This is a genomic window from Streptomyces sp. NBC_01788 (genome assembly GCF_035917575.1).
In the GTDB taxonomy this organism is placed as follows: Bacteria; Actinomycetota; Actinomycetes; order Streptomycetales; family Streptomycetaceae; genus Streptomyces.
This window is the reverse complement of sequence record NZ_CP109090.1, coordinates 4,787,271-4,804,200: the sequence shown is the minus strand read 5'-3', so window position 1 is coordinate 4,804,200 and position 16,930 is coordinate 4,787,271. Positions and strand designations below refer to the sequence as shown.

Genomic DNA, 16,930 nt, shown 5'->3' with positions numbered 1-16,930 from the left:
CTGCCCCGGGGTGCGGGATCCCGCCGCCGGCCGCTGACCGGCGGCGCCGCGATGACCGATCACTCAACGGATGATCGATCTCTTGGCGTCAAGAGAGATCCAGCCGTCAGGCTATCGCCTCTCCGGGATCTCGGACGGCCGGGCCCCTGTGGCCCGGCCCACAGAGCGGCCCGGTGACGTGGGAGAGGCGGCCGCCCGTCCGGGAGAGGAGGGACGAGGGCGGCCGCCGTATGGGGGTTGCCGGAAAACCGGACTCCCGTGGGGGTACTGTCCGCGTGCCCGGTTCGGCGGCCCCCACACCTGTCCCGTGCGACTTGTCACCCGGACGGCCCCCACCGCCACTGCGGTTCCCCTAGGGCCTCTCGTTTGGATCATGCCGGGCTCGCGGGCCCTGGCACCGCTCCCCCAAGCTCTTCGAGCAGGGGGCACCCCCAGCCGCGTTGTCGTCGGTTGGCAGGGCTCCGCCCTGCCGCCCTCCTCCGCCGTGCGACGCTCCCCCACTGCCTGAACGGCGTGGGAGGTGTCCCCAGCACCAGACCCCGCTCCCTGATCCGGCCTGATCCAAACGAAAGACCCTAGCCGGTGCACCCCGTCAGCCCCGACGCCAGCGTCACGCACGCCTTGGCCTGCGTCGCGTCCCGCACCGCGACCATGGGCGTGTACGCGATCGTCTCGCCGTCCGCCGCGAGGGTGCCGCGTTCCGTGCGCGAGCCGACCGTGACCCGGACCTCGTCCCCCTGGACGGCCCGGGTGATACGGGCCCAGGCGGCGCCGCAGGTCTTGCTGTAGCGGACCTCGACCAGGGTCGCGCCGACGGTGACGCTCTCGGCCGTGCTCACCAGGTTGCCGCTGCACCCCATGGCCTCGGCGTCCTTGCCGGTGCAGCCGTCCGCGACGCACTTGACGCCGGGCGGCAGGCTGACGTCGGCGGACGGGGAGGGCGACTTGGCCGCGTCCGCGGCCTTCTTGCCGTCCCCGCCGCCGGTGAGGAAGAAGACGGCGCCGACCACGGCCAGGGAACTGGCCGCACCCGCGAGGAACATCAGCACCTGCCGCTTCCGCCCCCTGCCGCCGGAGGCAGCGGGGCGTTGAGAGCGCGGGGGCTCGCCGTTCGGGCCCGGTGAAGCCGGGGTGTACGGGCCGCCGGGGTCGCTCGGGGCGTAGGAGCCGGAGGAGACCACAGGCTGCGGGCTCGTGAGTCCGGCGGCCGGTCCGGCACCGCCGGCGGCGGACGCCTTGTCGTCGGAGGCGCGGCCGCCCGTGCGGGACGGGCCGCGGTAACCGGCCAGCCCCCAGGAGTTGCCGCCCGTCGACGCCGGGGAGCCGGAGGCGGAACCGGCTCCGGTGTCCTTGCCGGCTCCCGCGGCCGAGTCGGGACGGGCGTCGGAGGCGGAGCGGTCGGGGTCCGGACCGGCGCCGGGAGCGGCGGGCCCCGGTGCGGTGGCCGGGAGGTAAGCCGTCGGCACGGCGTCCTCCGGGGCCGGCGGCGCCTTTCTCGCCGTGCCCTCACGGGCGTCGGCGTCGGACGCCGTCGGCTGCACGGGCACCGCGGGGGACGCGCCCGCCGGGCCCGCGCTCCCCGGGGCCGCCGTGGCGGTGCCGTTCCTGCGGGCGGCCTTGCCCCCGCCCGCCTCGGCGCCGGACGCCCCCGCGCCGGCCTCCCCGAGCGCGACCCGCGCCTGGGCTATCCGGATGGCCTCCATGGTCCGGTCGTGGCGCATCTCCGCACGGCTCCAGGCCCGTTCGGCCAGCTCCCACATGGTGGTGAGGTGGACCGGATTGGTGCCGGTGACCTCGGCGAGCGCGACGACCGCACCCTTGGGCGCCAGGAGCCGTCCGTTGAGATACCGCTCCCAGGACGTCTTGCTGTAACCCGTGCGATCGGCAAGCGCGGCGATGCTCAGACCGCCGCGGTCCACGAGCCTGCGCAATTGACTCGCGAACTCCCTGATCTGTGGATCGAGTTCATCGGGCAAGGCCTTCCAACGAGGCATCGCTTCCCCTTCCCCCCGGTACGTGCTGGTTGTTCCCCGCGCGTGACACCTGTGCCGATTCCCTGTTCTCACTGCCCAGTTCTCGCTACCCACAGGAGCGCGCCCCGTCAGGATCTCAGGTCCCGCCCCCAGGGGCGCACGGAAGCACTCGGGCCGACGCTCGCGCCCGGTGCGACTGCCCACGCTAGCCCGACGGGCGGACGGTCTCAGCCGCGTGGCGGGATCTGTCGACATTTCGCCACATCCCGGATCCCGGCGTGACCTCGCGCGTCGCAGCGGCCCCCGGCTCCCCGGCCGGGGCCGGGTCCGAGGTCCTGTGGCAAAGCGCGGACAGCGTGGCGGAACGGTCACTTCCGTGCCACAGCGCACGGACAGGCGTTGAACAGCCCGTTCACCGTGCAGGAGGGTTGGTCCCGGCGACGGCCCGTCCTGACTCGGGGGAGAGGACGGGCCGCCGCGTGCTAGTGCTGTTGCCGGGAAGGTTTGCCGGAAAGCTCGCGGCGTCCGGTGCTGGGGGCACCTCCCACGCCCTTCGGGCAGTGGGGGAGCCTCGCAAGGCGGAGCATCGCCCGTGTACTGGATGAACTCGGGTGATGCGACAACGCGGCTGGGGGTCCCCCTGCTCGAAGAGCTTGGGGGAGCCGTGCCGGGCGTCGCAAGCCGGTGAACCTTTCCGGTCGCAGCACTAGTAGTACTTCGTTAGGTTGATTTGATCTTGGGTGCCGAGTCCGGCAGGCTGCCCGTGTGGACTTGGGGGAGATCGAGCAACTCCGGGGTGAGTTGGCCGCGTTCGTGGCCGAGGTGTTCGCGTCGGTGCCGCGCCGGGATCAGCGGGCGAAGGGCGACTGCTACCTGCGCGGGTTGATGCTGGACGGTCGCAGGAAGTCGATCCAGCCGATGGCCGAGCGGCTGCCGGACGGCGATATGCAGGCGTTGCAGCAGTTCGTGAACCAGTCGCCGTGGGACCACGCCGCGGTGTTGCGGGCGGTGGCCGTCAAGACGGTCCCCGTCGTCGATCCCCTGGTGTGGGTGATCGACGACGTGTCGTTCCCCAAGGACGGGAAGATGTCGGCGGGGGTGGCCCGGCAGTGGTGTGGGGCGCTGGGCAAGCAGTCCAACTGCCAGGTCGCGGTCAGCCTGCATGCCGCGTCCGACACCGCCTCCGTGCCGATCTCATGGCGGCTGTTCCTGCCGCAGGAGTGGCAGGACGCCGCCGGACGCCGGGCCAGGGCGGGGGTGCCCGAGGAGGTGGGGCACCTGGAGAAGTGGCGGCTGGCCCTGGATCTGATCGACGAGGCGATCGGCTGGGACCTCGTCCCGCAGGTGATCGTCGCGGATGCCGGGTACGGGCAGAACACCGCGTTCCGGCAGGCTCTGGCCGACCGCGGACTGGACTTCGTCGTCGCGGTGCGGGCGGACGAATCCGCCCATCCGCACGACGCCGTGCCCACCGCACCGGCCTGGAGCGGGACCGGCCGCAAGCCCGCCCTGCGCTACCGCACCGGAGCGCTCTCGTTGAAGGACCTGGCCGCCGAAACCGGCCGCAAGGCCTACCGGCAGGCGACCTGGCGCACAGGGTCCAAGGGGCCGATGCGCTCGAGATTCCGGGTGCGGATCGTGCGTCCGGCCGGTGTCGCGGCCCGCAGACACGCGATGGCCCGGGCGGGCGGCTCCACCGCCTGGGACGGCGTTCTGCCCCCGGCGACACTGCTGAGTGAATGGCCCGCCGACGAGAAGACACCCACCGAGTACTGGCTGACCAACCTGCCCGCCGACACCCCCCTGCGGCACCTGGCCCGCCTGGCGAAGATGCGCTGGCGGATCGAGCACGACTACCGCGAGATGAAGCACGGCCTGGGCCTGGACCACTTCGAAGGCCGCACCTGGCGCGGCTGGCACCACCACGCCACCCTCGTCACCGCCGCCCACGCCTTCCTCACCCTCCGCCGCCTCGACCCAAAAGCAACAGCGCCGGCCTGACCTTCTACCAGGTCCTCGACACGCTCCAGGACCTCATACGCGCATGGACCGGCACATGCCCCACCTGCCACCGCAGCATCCCCGCTTCAGCTCCGCCAGAACACCACCCACGCCAGCCAACCTAACGAAGTACTACTAGCCGTTGCGGACCGTGAAGTGCAGCGCGTCGTCCAGGAACGGAATCTCCAGCCAGGGCCTCGGCTGGGCCATCAGCGCCAGCAGGACGATGGTGCAGCCCAGTACGGCGAAGGTGACGATGTCCGTGAAACGGGAGCGGACCGCGAGCATGCCGACCCGGGGCAGGAACCAGCGCAGTGCGGCCCCGCCAAGCAGCGCGAGGCCGATCAGCAGCAGACCGACCCTGAAGGCGTCGAGGGCGGTCACCAGCAACCCGAGCCCCACCGTGCCCAGCACGGCCAGCAGCGGCCACTGCCGGGCGGGCGCCAAGGCGCCGCCGGGCGCGGCCCGGCCGCCGCCCTCCGGCCGCGCGGTGTCCCGGGTGAACAGCGGAAAGCGGCGTGTGCCCCGGCGCGCCCTGCCCGTGGCGTCCACGACGCCGATCGGGTCTCGTACCTCTGTCTCCGGCTCGGCGGGAGCGCCCTCCCGCCCGGTGCCCTCCACGTCAGCCGACACTGCGCTCCGCCGCCTCGACCACGTTCACCAGCAGCTGGGCGCGGGTCATCGGGCCGACCCCGCCCGGGTTCGGGGACAGCCAGCCGGCCACCTGGGCCACGTCCGGGTGGACGTCGCCCACGATCCGGCCCTCGGCGTTGCGGGAGACACCGACGTCGAGGACGGCCGCGCCGGGCTTGACGTCCTCGGCGCGGACCAGGTGCGGGGATCCGGCCGCGGCGACGATGATGTCCGCCCGGCGCAGGTGCGCGGACAGGTCGCGGGTGCCGGTGTGGCACTGGGTCACCGTGGCGTTCTCGCTGCGCCGGGTGAGCAGCAGCGGCATCGGACGGCCGATGGTCACGCCGCGTCCGACGACCACGACCTCGGCGCCCTTGATCTCCACGCCGTGGCGGCGCAGCAGCGTCAGCACGCCGTTGGGGGTGCAGGGCAGCGGGGCGGGCTCGTTGAGGACGAGCCGGCCGAGGTTCATCGGGTGCAGGCCGTCCGCGTCCTTGTCCGGGTCCATCAGCTCCAGGACGCGGTTCTCGTCGATGCCCTTGGGCAGCGGCAGCTGGACGATGTAGCCGGTGCAGGTGGGGTCCTCGTTCAGCTCCCGGACGACCGCCTCGATCTCCTCCTGGGTCGCCGTGGCCGGCAGTTCCCGCTGGATGGAGGCGATGCCGACCTGGGCGCAGTCGCGGTGCTTGCCGGCGACGTACTTCCGGCTGCCGGGGTCGTCCCCGACCAGGATCGTGCCGAGGCCGGGCGTGACGCCCTTCTCCTTCAGCGCCGCCACGCGGGCGGTCAGATCGGTTTTGATCTCGGCTGCGGTGGCCTTGCCATCGAGAATCTGGGCGGTCATGTCCTTATCCTCGCGGATGACCGGCTCCCGGTTCCAATCCGGGAGGCCCCGCGGGCTTTTTCCGGGCGTCCGCACACATGATCGGCGATGTTGCGCTTGCACAACACATCGCTCCCCGGGCTGGACAAAATCTCGCCCCGCCTAGAACGATGAACGCCGCAACAGCGCGGTTCGGGTTCGGGGGGGGCAAACCGCTCAGATCGTGTCGTTCCTCCGCGAAGTCCGCGTCGTCCCCGCAGTTCAACGGAGGAACCGGCCATGAGTTTCGGCTCGCCCAACGATCCTTACGGAGCGCCGCAGAACCCTCAGCAGGGCTACGGCCAGCCCCAGCCGCAGGGCCAGCCCGGCTACGGCTACCCGCAGGCGCCCCCCATCCCGCCCCAGCAGGGTTACGGCTACCCGCAGCAGCCCGGCCACCCGGGCGGCGCCGGTCCCCGCGTCGCGTCCATGGGCCGCCGCTTCGGTGCCCGTCTGATCGACGGCGTGATCTTCAGTGTCATCTACGGCATCCTCATCGCCGCGGGCGCCTCCAGCTTCATCGGTGCGGCCAAGGACTGCGATCCGAACGCCGCCGACTACAACACCTGCATCAACAACGCGAGCTCCGACTTCACATCCAAGTTCGGCGCCATCATCGGCACTCTGATGATCATCGCCCTGCTCTACGAGTGGCTCATGGTCGGCCTGCTGGGCCGCACCCTGGGCAAGATGGCCGTCGGCCTGTACGTGGTGAACGCCGAGACGGGCGGCAAGCCGGGACTGGGCAAGGCGTTCATCCGCTGGATCATCCCGACGGTGGGCAGCGTCGCCTGCGGTATCGGCCAGCTGCTGGTCTACCTGTCCCCCTTCTGGGACAAGTCGGGCCGCCAGCAGGGTTGGCACGACAAGGCCGCCGGCACCATGGTCGTACAGAACTGACACACGCCGTCGCAAGGGAACACTTCGCGCCATTCATTCTCGAGGGCCGTGTCCCACCCCGTAAGGGGGGACACGGCCCTTGTGCGTCGCCCTGGTCTGGATTCCGTAGCCGTCAGGCACGGGGAGACGCACCTTGTACAGCATCATCGTGGTACCTCCGCCGTCCACGGGGGACGGACGACACAGCAGGCCAGGTAGTCCCAGTTCCGGCTCGCCGGCATCGCGGGCAGCGCCCAGGCGGCGTCGCCGTGCTGGAAGAGCGGATCCGTCTGGTACTGCAACAACGCCAGTGGCGCCAACGTCTACCTGAGCCCCAACACGGGGTCCGTCGTGGGCCGCATGTACTCCAACCCGTCCTGGTTCGTCTGCAAGTTCGACGGCGGGCAGAACCACGGCGGCCCGCACCCCACCCGCTGGGTCTGGACCCAGGCGGACAACGGGGCCTGGGGCTGGATGAGCGACAACAACATCGCCTCGGAGACCAACCCGCTGCCCACGTGCTGAGGCCGGCGTGAGCGCGGCCTCCGGCTCTCTCGTGGAGAGGGCCGGAGGCCGCGGTCGTCAGGGGCGTGCGCCGATCAGTGGAAGAAGTGGCGGGTCCCGGTGAAGTACATCGTCACGCCCGCCTTCTGCGCGGCCTCGACGACCTGCTCGTCGCGGATCGAGCCGCCCGGCTGGACGATCGCGCGGACACCGGCGGCGATGAGGATCTCGGGTCCGTCCGGGAACGGGAAGAACGCGTCCGAGGCCGCGTAGGAGCCGTCGGCCCGCTCGGCGCCGGCCCGCTCCACCGCCAGCTTGCAGGAGTCGACGCGGTTGACCTGGCCCATGCCGACGCCGACCGAGGCGCCGTCCTTGGCGAGCAGGATCGCGTTGGACTTGACCGCCCGGCAGGCCCGCCACGCGAAGGCGAGCTCGGCCAGCTCCCCGGCCGGCAGCGCCTCGCCGCTGGCGAGGGTCCAGTGGGCCGGGTCGTCGCCGTCGGCCTGGAGCCGGTCGGTGGCCTGGAGCAGCACGCCGCCGTCGATGTGTTTGGCCTCCACCCGCCCGCACGGACCGTTCGGGGCCTTCAGCACGCGGATGTTCTTCTTCTTGGCGAGGGCCTCCAGCGCGCCGTCCTCGTAGTCAGGCGCGACGACGACCTCGGTGAAGATCTCCGCGACCTGCTCGGCCATCTCCTTGCTGACCGGGCGGTTGACCGCGATCACCCCGCCGAACGCGGACAGCGGGTCGCAGGCGTGCGCCTTGCGGTGCGCCTCGGCGACGTCCGCGCCGACCGCGATGCCGCACGGGTTGGCGTGCTTGATGATCGCCACGCACGGCTCGTCGTGGTCGTACGCGGCACGGCGGGCGGCATCCGTGTCCGTGTAGTTGTTGTACGACATCTCCTTGCCGTGCAACTGCTCGGCCTCGGCGAGTCCGCCGACCGGGCCGCCGGTGTAGAGGGCGGCGGGCTGGTGCGGGTTCTCGCCGTAGCGGAGGGTGTTCTTGCGCGCGTAGGTGGCGCCGAGGAAGTCGGGGAAGGAGGACTCGTCGGCGGGCGCGTAGGAGGAGGCGAACCAGGAGGCGACGGCCACGTCGTAGGCGGCCGTGTGCTGGAAGGCCTCGGCCGCCAGCCGCTTGCGGGTGGCGAGGTCGAAGCCGCCGTCCTGCACCGCGGCGAGGACGTCGGCGTAGCGGTCCGGGCTGGTGACGACGGCCACGGACGGGTGGTTCTTGGCGGCGGCGCGGACCATCGAGGGGCCGCCGATGTCGATCTGCTCGACGCACTCGTCGGGCGAGGCGCCGGAGGCGACGGTCTCGCGGAACGGGTAGAGGTTGACCACGACGAGGTCGAAGGGCTCGACACCCAGCTCGCCCAGCTGCCGCCGGTGGTCCTCCAGGCGCAGGTCGGCGAGGATGCCGGCGTGCACCTTGGGGTGCAGGGTCTTGACCCGGCCGTCCAGGCACTCGGGGAAGCCGGTGAGGTCCTCGACCTTGGTGACGGGCACACCGGCCGCGGCGATCCGGGCGGCGGTCGAGCCGGTGGAGACGAGTTCGACGCCCGCCTCGTGCAGCCCGCGCGCGAGCTCCTCCAGGCCGGTCTTGTCGTAGACGCTGACGAGCGCGCGCCGGATGGGCCGCTTGTTCTCGGCGGTCACTGGATAACTACCTTTCGTCCCTCGATGCGATAGCCGTTGCGGGCGAGCCGCCCCACGACCTCGACGAGCAGCCTTCGCTCGACTTCCTTGATGCGCTCGTGCAGCGCGCTCTCGTCGTCCTCGTCCCGGACCTCGACCACGCCCTGGGCGATGATCGGGCCGGTGTCGACGCCGTCGTCGACGAAGTGGACGGTGCAGCCGGTGACCCTGGCGCCGTAGGCGAGCGCGTCCCGCACACCGTGTGCTCCGGGAAAGCTGGGCAGCAGGGCGGGGTGCGTGTTGACGAACCGCCCGCCGAACAGCGCGAGGAAGTCCTTCCCCACGATCTTCATGAACCCGGCGGAGACGACGAGGTCCGGCTCGTGGGCGGCGACGGCCTCGGCCAGCGCCGCGTCCCACTCCTCGCGCGTGCCGTAGTCCTTGACCTTCCGCACGAAGGTCGGCAACCCGGCGCGCTCGGCGCGCGCCAGCCCCTCGATGCCGTCGCGGTCGGCGCCCACGGCGACGATCTCGGCGCCGTAGGCCTCGACTCCCGTCTCGGCGATCGCGTCGAGGAGCGCCTGAAGATTGGTGCCGGATCCGGAGACCAGCACGACGAGGCGCTTGGCCACGGGCTTGGCGGCCACGATGGGGCCCTTTCTCGGGAAGCTGTTTTGTATGGTCGTACGAATGCTTCGCGCTTCCGGATACGGGGAAGCCTACGAAGCGGCCGACCGCCAGCAACGATACCGGCACATCGGACGGCCCCCATGGGACGGGGGCGTGGCCGGAAGGTAGCGTCTGGGGGGAGCTGGTACGGGAACGCACCGCATCCACCGCACGTTGACGCGGTGAGAGACCCCGGACCGTGGGCACCCAGCGCACTCGGGGGGACGCTCAGCACCGGAAGGATCCGTGCCCGCGCGGTCGTGCTGGACCATCCGTGCCCGATCAGACGTGCCAGACCGTTCGTGCCAGACCGTTCGTGCCAGACCGTTCGTGCCAGACCGTTCGTGACTCACCAAGGGGAAGACGCTCACTTGATGCCGCACCGCAGCCTGCGACTCTCCACGCTCCCTCCGCAGCCCGCGGGAGGGCGGCGCGGTGCCGTATTGCTGCGGGAGCGCCCGTCCTCCCCTCCGGACGCGTCCTCGGACGGGCGGGACGGCGCCGGACGCGGCAGCGCCACCCCGGACGACAACCCCTTCGCACCGCCGCCGGAGGGCACCCCCGACCGCCCGTGGCAGCCTCGTCCCCAGTCCGGCGGTGACGACTCGTCCGAGGGCGGATCCGAGGGGTCCGGCGACGGCGGCGGCCACTGGGGCAGCCAGTGGAGCGACCGTCAGCCCGGCCGCTCCCCCAACGGCTTCGGCGAGCGCCCGCAGCGGCCCGGCGGCCCGCAGAACCCGGGCGGCGGGCCCGGTCCGCGCTGGGACCCCACCGACCCCGCCCAGCGCCGCGCGCGGTACGCCCTGCTGTGCGGCATGTGGGCCTTCTTCTTCGCCCTGTTCAGCTGGCCGTACGTGGCCCTGCTGCTGGGCGCGCTCTCCCTGCACTGGGGCATCAGCTCGCTGCGCGCCAGGCCCCGCGGGCAGGACGTCGACAGCCCGGCCACCGGGGGCCGCCCGCAGACGACGGCCGCGGTCAGCGGCCTGGTCACCGCGTCCCTGGCGCTCGCCCTGGTCGCCGTGAACTTCACGGCGCAGATCGTCTACCGCGACTACTACTCGTGCGTGAACGACGCCCTCACCAACGAGGCCAAGCAGTCCTGCGACCAGCATCTGCCGCAGGAGCTGCGGGGCGTGCTGGCGATCAGCGACTGACGGGGGCGTCCGGCGCGGGGGGTTCCTCCGCGCCGGGGTCCTGTGCGGAAGGCTCCCGCCGGGCGGACGGAGCGACCGGGTCGCCCTGACCTGGGGCCGGAGGGGAATCCACCGGCTCCGCGGTTCCCTTCGGCTTGGTGTCCTCCTCCCCCGCCGCGGCCTCCCACGGTGCCTCCGTGCCCGCCGCCGCCTCCTTCGACGCGGTCAAGCGGGCCTGCCGGGCCGCGTCCTCGTGCCAGGAGGGGGCTCCCGACACCGGCGGGTCGAGGAGCAGGACGTCGTACGGCTCGAGGAGGTCGTCAAAGGGAACGGGCACCGGTGCGGGCTGCGGGGACCGGGGCTTCGGGGTCTTCGCCCGCAGGAGCAGGCCCCACCTGCTCACTCGCGCGCGCACGGCTTCGGCGGCCGACGGCCGCGGCACCGTGACGGTGGTGCCCGCCCCGGCCTCGCCGGTCTTCGGCCGGACCGAGCCGCCCGCCTGCACCCGGACCGAGCGGCAGCGCCACGCCCGCAGCACCACCGCCGTCGGTACGGCCCCCAGCGAGGTCCACACCAGCGCCGCCGCGCCCACCTGCCACCCCACCGGCCCGAACCGGGCGAGCGCGGCGTCCCCGAGCGGGCCGCCGGCCAGCGCCGCGAGTGCCCCGAGGACCGCAGCGCACAGCAGGCAGGCCAGCCCGGCACCGGCCACCGTCCGCCACCACGACCAGGCCCGCAGGCCCGTGCGTGCCTCCCCGCCGTCCCGCTCCCGGTCGCCCCGCTCCTCCCGTACCGCCGCCCTGGCCACGAACCAGCCCATCGTCAGCCCCGCCGCCACCGGCACCGAGGCCGTCGCCCAGTTCAGCTCGGTGCCGGGGCCGGGGTCCGGTACGGCGGCGAGCAGCGGGAAGGACGGCAGCAGCGGGGCCGGGGCGGAGGACAGCGGGCCGACGGCATGACCGGCGCCGAGCACGAACCCGGGGCCGGCGGAGTACGCCGCCGCCCACAGCACCGCGTTCGGCAGCAGCGCCAGGCACAGCAGCAGCACGGCGAACCGCCCCGACCAGCCCTCGGTCAGCTCCAGGAAGGCCCGCTGGACCGACCCGGCGTGCGCCACCAGTGACACCGCGAGCATCACGGCCCCGCCGCCGGCGAACACCATGGCCCCGGCGCCCGCCGCCCGTGCCGCGGCACCGAGGCGCGCCCGCGGGCCGGGTCCGAGGAGCAGCCGCCGAACACCGCCCGGCAGCAGGCGCAGCGCCCGTTCCAGGGGTGCCCGGGGGCAGCCGTACGCCGTCCACACGCCACTGCCCGCGGCCGCCGCGGTGACCAGCGGTACGCACACCGCCGCCCACGCCCAGGAGGGCCGCAGCGCACCGCCGGCCGCGTACGCGGCGGCACCGGATCCGACGGCGAGGTAGCCGAGGACGACGCCCGCCCAGGCGGTGTGCGGGGGGACGAGCGGCCCGCCGTCGCTCCCGTCGGTCGTGTCCCGGGCCGCCCGGTGCACCAGCAGCACGGGCAGCGCGAGCAGCAGCAGCGGGGTCACGCCGACGGGCGCGGGAACCCCTGTGAGGGTTTCGGTGCGGATCAGTTCGGAGCCGTGTGCCAGCAGCCACAGCGCGGCGGCGACGTGCAGCGCGCCGCCGGGTCCGCTGTCCGGATACGGCGAGCTGATCCACAGGACGACGACGAGCACGGCGAACGAGCCGAGGCCGAGGCCCGCCGCGACCGCACCGCTCAGGACCCCGGCTCCGAGGCCGGGTGAACGGTCCGTCACGCGGGTGCGGAGACGTGACAGCGGGGAACGTCGGCGGGTCGTCTGGATCACGGCCTCCATGCTCCCAACGGCACACGCTTTCCGGGCGCAACAGGCGAACCTCCGCCGTGTCACTCAATATACGATTATGTGCCTATTCACACGGAGGGACGCATCATGACGAACAGTCATGCGAACCCGCTGCCATCCCCCATGGAGGACCGGCGCTCCGGCGCGAACGTCTCCCTGACGCGGGATCAGGCCGTCGACGAGACGGGCACCCCGCTGACGCCCGCTCAGGCCTTCGACGCGCTGTACGCGTTCTGCGCCCCCGCCCTCGTCCGGCAGGCCTATCTGCTCACGGGCCGGCACGAGCGGGCCCGTGAGTCCGTGGACCAGGCCTTCCAACTGGCCTGGCAGCGCTGGCCGGAGGTCGCGCACGACCGGGACCCGGCGGGCTGGATGCGGGCGACGGTGTACGAGTGCGCGCTGTCCCCCTGGCACCGCTTCCGCCGGCGGGGCGACACCCCCGACCCGCCGTCCGACCCCGCGGACCGCGCGCTGCAAAGCGCCCTGCTGCTGATCCCGCCGTCGTACCGCCGCACCCTCGTGCTCTACGACGGTGTCGGCCTCGATCTGCCCGAGACGGCGGCGGAGACGGAGGCGAGCACTCCGGCCGCGGCGAACCGGCTGATGCACGCGCGCGAGGCGCTCGCCGCGCGCCTCCCCGAGCTGGCCGACCCCGCGGAACTGCACCGGCGACTGGTCCGCCTGGCCTCGACGGAACGCCTCGGAGCGGGCGAGCCGGCGGGCGTGCGCACGACCGGGGAACGCCGGACCCGGTTCTGGACCCGGTCCGCCATCGCCTTCACGGCCACCATCATCGGCGCGACGACGCTCACCCTGCGCACCGCACCCACGCACTACCTGGCCCCGGTGTCCCCCGGGCACGCGGTGCACGGGCTGCCGGTGCAGGGCATGCTCGGCCCGCTCCCGCCGGAGGCGCTCAAGCTGCGCGCCGAGCTGAGGAAGGAGGCGGCGGGCGGACCGGAGCGGCTGGCTCCGGGCGTCAGATGACCCGGCCCTCCACTCATGCAGCCGGCCCGTTCACGGAAACGCCCGTGGGCCTGCCGGAAACGCCGGTGGGCCCGTCCCCACCTGGGGACGGGCCCACCGGACCGGCTCCGGAGAGCTCAGCCGCCGAGGGCGGCCGGTGCTCAGCCGCCGAGGGCAGCCGGTGCTCAGCCGCCGAGGATGGCGCGGGCCAGCTTGGCCGTCTCGGTCGGGGTCTTGCCGACCTTGACGCCCGCGGCCTCCAGGGCCTCCTTCTTCGCCTGCGCGGTGCCGGAGGAACCCGAGACGATGGCGCCCGCGTGGCCCATGGTCTTGCCCTCCGGGGCGGTGAAGCCCGCGACGTAGCCGACGACCGGCTTGGTCACGTTCTCCTTGATGAACGCCGCCGCCCGCTCCTCCGCGTCGCCGCCGATCTCACCGATCATCACGATCAGGTCGGTGTCGGGGTCGTCCTGGAACGCCTTCAGCGCGTCGATGTGCGTGGTCCCGATGATCGGGTCACCGCCGATGCCGACGCAGGTGGAGAAGCCGATGTCCCGCAGCTCGTACATCATCTGGTACGTCAGCGTGCCCGACTTCGACACCAGACCGATGCGGCCCGGCTTGGTGATGTCGGCCGGGATGATGCCCGCGTTCGACTGACCCGGCGTGATCAGACCCGGGCAGTTCGGGCCGATGATCCGCGTCTTGTTGCCCTTCTTCCCGGCGTACGCCCAGAAGGAGGCCGTGTCGTGCACCGCGATGCCCTCGGTGATGACCACCGCGAGGGGGATCTCGGCGTCGATCGCCTCGATCACCGCGTCCTTGGTGAACTTCTCCGGCACGAAGATGACCGTGACGTCGGCGCCGGTCTTGTCGATGGCGTCCTTGACGGTGCCGAAGACCGGTACCTCGGTGCCGTCGAAGTCCACGCTCTGGCCCGCCTTGCGCGGGTTCACGCCACCGACGATGTTCGTGCCCGAGGCCAGCATGCGACGCGTGTGCTTCTGGCCCTCGGAGCCGGTCATGCCCTGGACGATGACCTTGGATTCCTTGGTGAGGAAGATAGCCATGGTGTTGTGTGACCTCGTCCCTTACTTCGCGGCAGCAGCCAGCTCGGCGGCCTTGTCGGCCGCGCCGTCCATGGTGTCCACGCGCTGCACCAGCGGGTGGTTGCGGTCGTCCAGGATCTGGCGACCCAGCTCGGCGTTGTTGCCGTCCAGACGCACCACCAGTGGCTTGGTGACCTCCTCGCCCTTGGACTCGAGCAGCTCCAGCGCCTGCACGATGCCGTTGGCGACCGCGTCGCACGCGGTGATCCCGCCGAACACGTTGACGAACACGGACTTCACGTCCGGGTCGCCCAGGATGATCTCCAGGCCGTTCGCCATCACCTCGGCGGAGGCACCGCCACCGATGTCGAGGAAGTTGGCCGGCTTGACGCCCTTGTGGGCCTCACCGGCGTAGGCGACGACGTCCAGGGTCGACATGACCAGACCCGCGCCGTTGCCGATGATGCCGACCTCACCGTCGAGCTTGACGTAGTTGAGGTTCTTCTCCTTGGCGGCGGCCTCCAGCGGGTTCGCGGCGGCCTTGTCGTGCAGCTCGTCGAACTCGGGGTGACGGAACTCCGCGTTCTCGTCCAGCGACACCTTGCCGTCGAGGGCGATGACGTCGCCGGAGGCGACCTTCGCGAGCGGGTTGACCTCGACCAGGAGGGCGTCCTCCTTGACGAAGACCTCCCAGAGGCTGACCAGGACGTCGGCGACCTTGTCGGCGACCTCGGCCGGGAACTTGGCCGCGGCGACGATCTCCTCGGCCTTCGCCCGGTCCACACCGTCGATGGCGTCGATCGCGATCTGCGCGACGGCCTCGGGGCGGGTGGCCGCCACCTCCTCGATCTCCATGCCGCCCTCGACGGAGGCGATGGAGAGGAAGGTGCGGTTGGCACGGTCGAGGAGGAAGGAGACGTAGTACTCCTCGAGGATCTCCGGGGCGGTCTCGGCGAGCATGACCTTGTGGACCGTGTGGCCCTTGATGTCCATGCCGAGGATGTCCGTCGCGCGCGCGACGGCCTCGTCCGGAGTGGCGGCCAGCTTGACACCACCGGCCTTGCCGCGGCCACCGACCTTCACCTGGGCCTTGACGACCGACTTGCCGCCCAGCCGCTCGGTGATCTCGCGCGCCGCCTCAGGCGTGTCGATGACTTCACCGGCCAGCACCGGTACACCGTGCTTGGCGAAGAGGTCCCTCGCCTGGTACTCGAACAGGTCCACGCGCTTCCGTCCCTATCAGTGATCTCGCGGTTCGTTGGATGCGTGGGCGTGCCGCGAAGGGCAACGTGACGTCCGCTCTGGGTCACAGGGAAGGCGCACACGGTGTCCGAGCGCGCGGCATGTCCGTCTCGCAGGTTATCCCCGCTTACGGGGGTGGCCTAAATCGAGGGTCACACCTGAGCGGTGATACCTGTCACATGATGCCGCGCTCCCTGGCACGGCGTGCCGTTGAAGCGGGGGCCTCACCGGGCTGGGGTTCGCCGGGTGAGGCCCCCTCGTACAGCCCCGAAGGGCCGAGGGCGGGTGATCCCCACCCCAATGGGAACCGGCCTGCCCTTCCGCGAGGTCCCGTGCGGCACGGCCGGACGGACCGACGGCTTTCAGCCGTCCGGGTCCACCGGGCCCGCGGAGTCGGGTGCTCTCCGCGTCCGGTCAGCCGGGGAAGACGGGGACGGCCTGGTACCGGTCCCGGGTGCCGGCCTCGGCGGTCCGGGCGGCGGCGCCGGGCAGCAGCCGCAGCGGGGCCCGCTCGGGCAGCGTGACGGCGTGCGCGTCACCGTGCCGCGAGCTGCCGGAGTCGGCCGCCGCGTGGTCGCCGAGCACACCGTCCGCGCCACCGGCGGGGCCGTGCCCCGCGGGGAGCCGGGTGAGCGGGGCGACGAGGCCGGCCCTGGGTGCGGGGTGGGTCTGTACGCGCATGGTGGCGCCGCCGAGCCCGGCAGTCGCGCCGGCGCAGCGGGGGCCGTAGGGGGCGGAGGGCGCGGTGACGCCGTGCCCCGTACGGGCGTTGGGCGTGCTGATGTGCGTCTTGGACGTGGTCGGGCCCGCGCTCCCGGTCGGCTGCCGCGACTGAACCTCCCGAGCCGGGACAACGGGCCCCGACTGCGGCTCCGACGGCAACGGCGCCGGAAGGCCGGGCACAACGGGCACGCCTGCCACGACAGGCACCACCGGTACCTCGGGCCCCGCCCCGGCCGCCCCGCCCACCACAGCACCGACCATGTCCCCGACCGGCTGCACAACCGGCCGGACGACAGACCCGGTCACCACGCCCACGACGGGCTCGACGACGGGCTTCACGACGGGCCGAACCACCGAGTCGACGACCGGCTCGACCACCGGCCGCACGACACCTTCGACGACGGGCTGAGCAATCGGCTCGGCAACCGGCTTCACGACGCGCTCGACGACGGACCCGGCAACCGGCTCGACCACCGGCCGCATCACGCGCTCGACGACGGGCTGGACGCCGGACGTAGCCGAGGACGCGGGTGCCCGCACCGCCGCGGTCACCGTCTCGGTCAACCGTGCTGCCGGTCCGCCCTCCGCCGCCCTCGCCTGCTGCCCGCAGACGAGCCCGAGGGTGAACAACAGCCCCACCAGCAGCCCAAGTTCCAACGCACGCTGTCCGGCCGCCGTACGCGTCGCGCGCAGAGCGGCACCGGGCAGGGCTGCTGGCCAGGTCAAGAGGGGGGCGGTTCTTCCCGTACGGCGACAAGATGTTGGGGCGTCGATCCTCGCACGGCGCTCCCGAGGGTGCGCAAGCCCTCT

General features: G+C 72.5%; 15 protein-coding genes. 5 read left to right on the top strand and 10 right to left on the bottom strand.

The window, feature by feature from the left end:
• Nucleotides 1–575: 575 nt before the first annotated feature.
• On the bottom strand, nucleotides 576–1,994 hold the full coding sequence (locus OIE49_RS21875) for an XRE family transcriptional regulator (protein ID WP_326803753.1): 1,419 nt from the start codon (nucleotides 1,992–1,994) through the stop codon (nucleotides 576–578).
• Nucleotides 1,995–2,738: 744 nt separating this feature from the next.
• Between OIE49_RS21875 and OIE49_RS21870 the strand changes: the two genes are divergently transcribed.
• Nucleotides 2,739–3,974, top strand: coding sequence for an IS701 family transposase (locus tag OIE49_RS21870; protein ID WP_326803752.1), 1,236 nt, complete (start codon nucleotides 2,739–2,741; stop codon nucleotides 3,972–3,974).
• A gap of 135 nt (nucleotides 3,975–4,109) precedes the next feature.
• Here the strand turns inward: OIE49_RS21870 and OIE49_RS21865 are convergent, their stop codons facing one another.
• Together OIE49_RS21865 and OIE49_RS21860 are read right to left on the bottom strand one after the other, a co-directional pair.
• On the bottom strand, nucleotides 4,110–4,607 hold the full coding sequence (locus OIE49_RS21865; RefSeq protein ID WP_326803751.1) for a DUF3017 domain-containing protein: 498 nt from the start codon (nucleotides 4,605–4,607) through the stop codon (nucleotides 4,110–4,112).
• Nucleotides 4,597–5,451: a bifunctional methylenetetrahydrofolate dehydrogenase/methenyltetrahydrofolate cyclohydrolase gene (locus OIE49_RS21860; RefSeq protein ID WP_326803750.1), complete on the bottom strand. Its 855-nt coding sequence runs from the start codon at nucleotides 5,449–5,451 to the stop codon at nucleotides 4,597–4,599. The genes OIE49_RS21865 and OIE49_RS21860 overlap by 11 nt, the downstream gene beginning before the upstream one ends.
• Nucleotides 5,452–5,709: 258 nt before the next feature.
• Between OIE49_RS21860 and OIE49_RS21855 the strand changes: the two genes are divergently transcribed.
• Nucleotides 5,710–6,369, top strand: a complete 660-nt coding sequence (locus OIE49_RS21855; protein ID WP_326803749.1) for an RDD family protein — start codon at nucleotides 5,710–5,712, stop codon at nucleotides 6,367–6,369.
• 143 nt (nucleotides 6,370–6,512) lie between these two features.
• Here OIE49_RS21855 and OIE49_RS21850 read toward each other — a convergent pair whose 3' ends face one another.
• A complete protein-coding gene (locus tag OIE49_RS21850; protein WP_326803748.1) occupies nucleotides 6,513–6,650 on the bottom strand; it encodes a hypothetical protein in 138 nt (45 codons plus the stop codon).
• A 58-nt stretch (nucleotides 6,651–6,708) separates the two neighbouring features.
• Here OIE49_RS21850 and OIE49_RS21845 point away from each other — a divergent pair, with 58 nt between their 5' ends.
• The gene (locus OIE49_RS21845) at nucleotides 6,709–6,873 is read left to right on the top strand and encodes a hypothetical protein (protein ID WP_326803747.1); all 165 of its coding nucleotides are present in this window, start codon (nucleotides 6,709–6,711) and stop codon (nucleotides 6,871–6,873) included.
• Nucleotides 6,874–6,947: 74 nt separating this feature from the next.
• On the opposite strand, the gene purH is transcribed toward OIE49_RS21845, so the two are convergent.
• Together purH and purN are read right to left on the bottom strand one after the other, a co-directional pair.
• Entirely contained in the window at nucleotides 6,948–8,510 is a 1,563-nt protein-coding gene (gene purH, locus OIE49_RS21840; RefSeq protein WP_326803746.1) for a bifunctional phosphoribosylaminoimidazolecarboxamide formyltransferase/IMP cyclohydrolase, read from the bottom strand.
• Nucleotides 8,507–9,136 carry a phosphoribosylglycinamide formyltransferase gene (gene purN / locus OIE49_RS21835; protein ID WP_326803745.1) on the bottom strand — a complete coding sequence of 210 codons (630 nt, stop codon included), beginning with the start codon at nucleotides 9,134–9,136 and terminating at the stop codon, nucleotides 8,507–8,509. The genes purH and purN overlap by 4 nt, the downstream gene beginning before the upstream one ends.
• A gap of 396 nt (nucleotides 9,137–9,532) precedes the next feature.
• Here purN and OIE49_RS21830 point away from each other — a divergent pair, with 396 nt between their 5' ends.
• Nucleotides 9,533–10,312, top strand: coding sequence for a hypothetical protein (locus tag OIE49_RS21830; RefSeq protein ID WP_326803743.1), 780 nt, complete (start codon nucleotides 9,533–9,535; stop codon nucleotides 10,310–10,312).
• On the opposite strand, the gene OIE49_RS21825 is transcribed toward OIE49_RS21830, so the two are convergent.
• Nucleotides 10,302–12,131 (bottom strand): cell division protein PerM, encoded by a 1,830-nt coding sequence (locus tag OIE49_RS21825; protein WP_326803741.1) that lies wholly within the window; start codon nucleotides 12,129–12,131, stop codon nucleotides 10,302–10,304. The two genes, OIE49_RS21830 and OIE49_RS21825, sit on opposite strands and share 11 nt — an antisense overlap.
• On the opposite strand from OIE49_RS21825, the gene OIE49_RS21820 reads away from it, so the two are divergent.
• On the top strand, nucleotides 12,114–13,127 hold the full coding sequence (locus tag OIE49_RS21820; RefSeq protein WP_442812351.1) for an RNA polymerase sigma factor: 1,014 nt from the start codon (nucleotides 12,114–12,116) through the stop codon (nucleotides 13,125–13,127). The genes OIE49_RS21825 and OIE49_RS21820 overlap by 18 nt on opposite strands.
• Before the next feature lie 164 nt (nucleotides 13,128–13,291).
• On the opposite strand, the gene sucD is transcribed toward OIE49_RS21820, so the two are convergent.
• The 3 genes from sucD to OIE49_RS21805 form a co-directional block, all read right to left on the bottom strand.
• The gene (sucD, locus tag OIE49_RS21815) at nucleotides 13,292–14,176 is read right to left on the bottom strand and encodes a succinate--CoA ligase subunit alpha (RefSeq protein WP_100569832.1); all 885 of its coding nucleotides are present in this window, start codon (nucleotides 14,174–14,176) and stop codon (nucleotides 13,292–13,294) included.
• A 21-nt stretch (nucleotides 14,177–14,197) separates the two neighbouring features.
• Nucleotides 14,198–15,379 carry an ADP-forming succinate--CoA ligase subunit beta gene (sucC, locus tag OIE49_RS21810; protein WP_100569831.1) on the bottom strand — a complete coding sequence of 394 codons (1,182 nt, stop codon included), beginning with the start codon at nucleotides 15,377–15,379 and terminating at the stop codon, nucleotides 14,198–14,200.
• A gap of 432 nt (nucleotides 15,380–15,811) precedes the next feature.
• Nucleotides 15,812–16,846 carry a hypothetical protein gene (locus tag OIE49_RS21805; RefSeq protein WP_326803739.1) on the bottom strand — a complete coding sequence of 345 codons (1,035 nt, stop codon included), beginning with the start codon at nucleotides 16,844–16,846 and terminating at the stop codon, nucleotides 15,812–15,814.
• Between the last annotated feature and the right edge of the window lie 84 nt (nucleotides 16,847–16,930).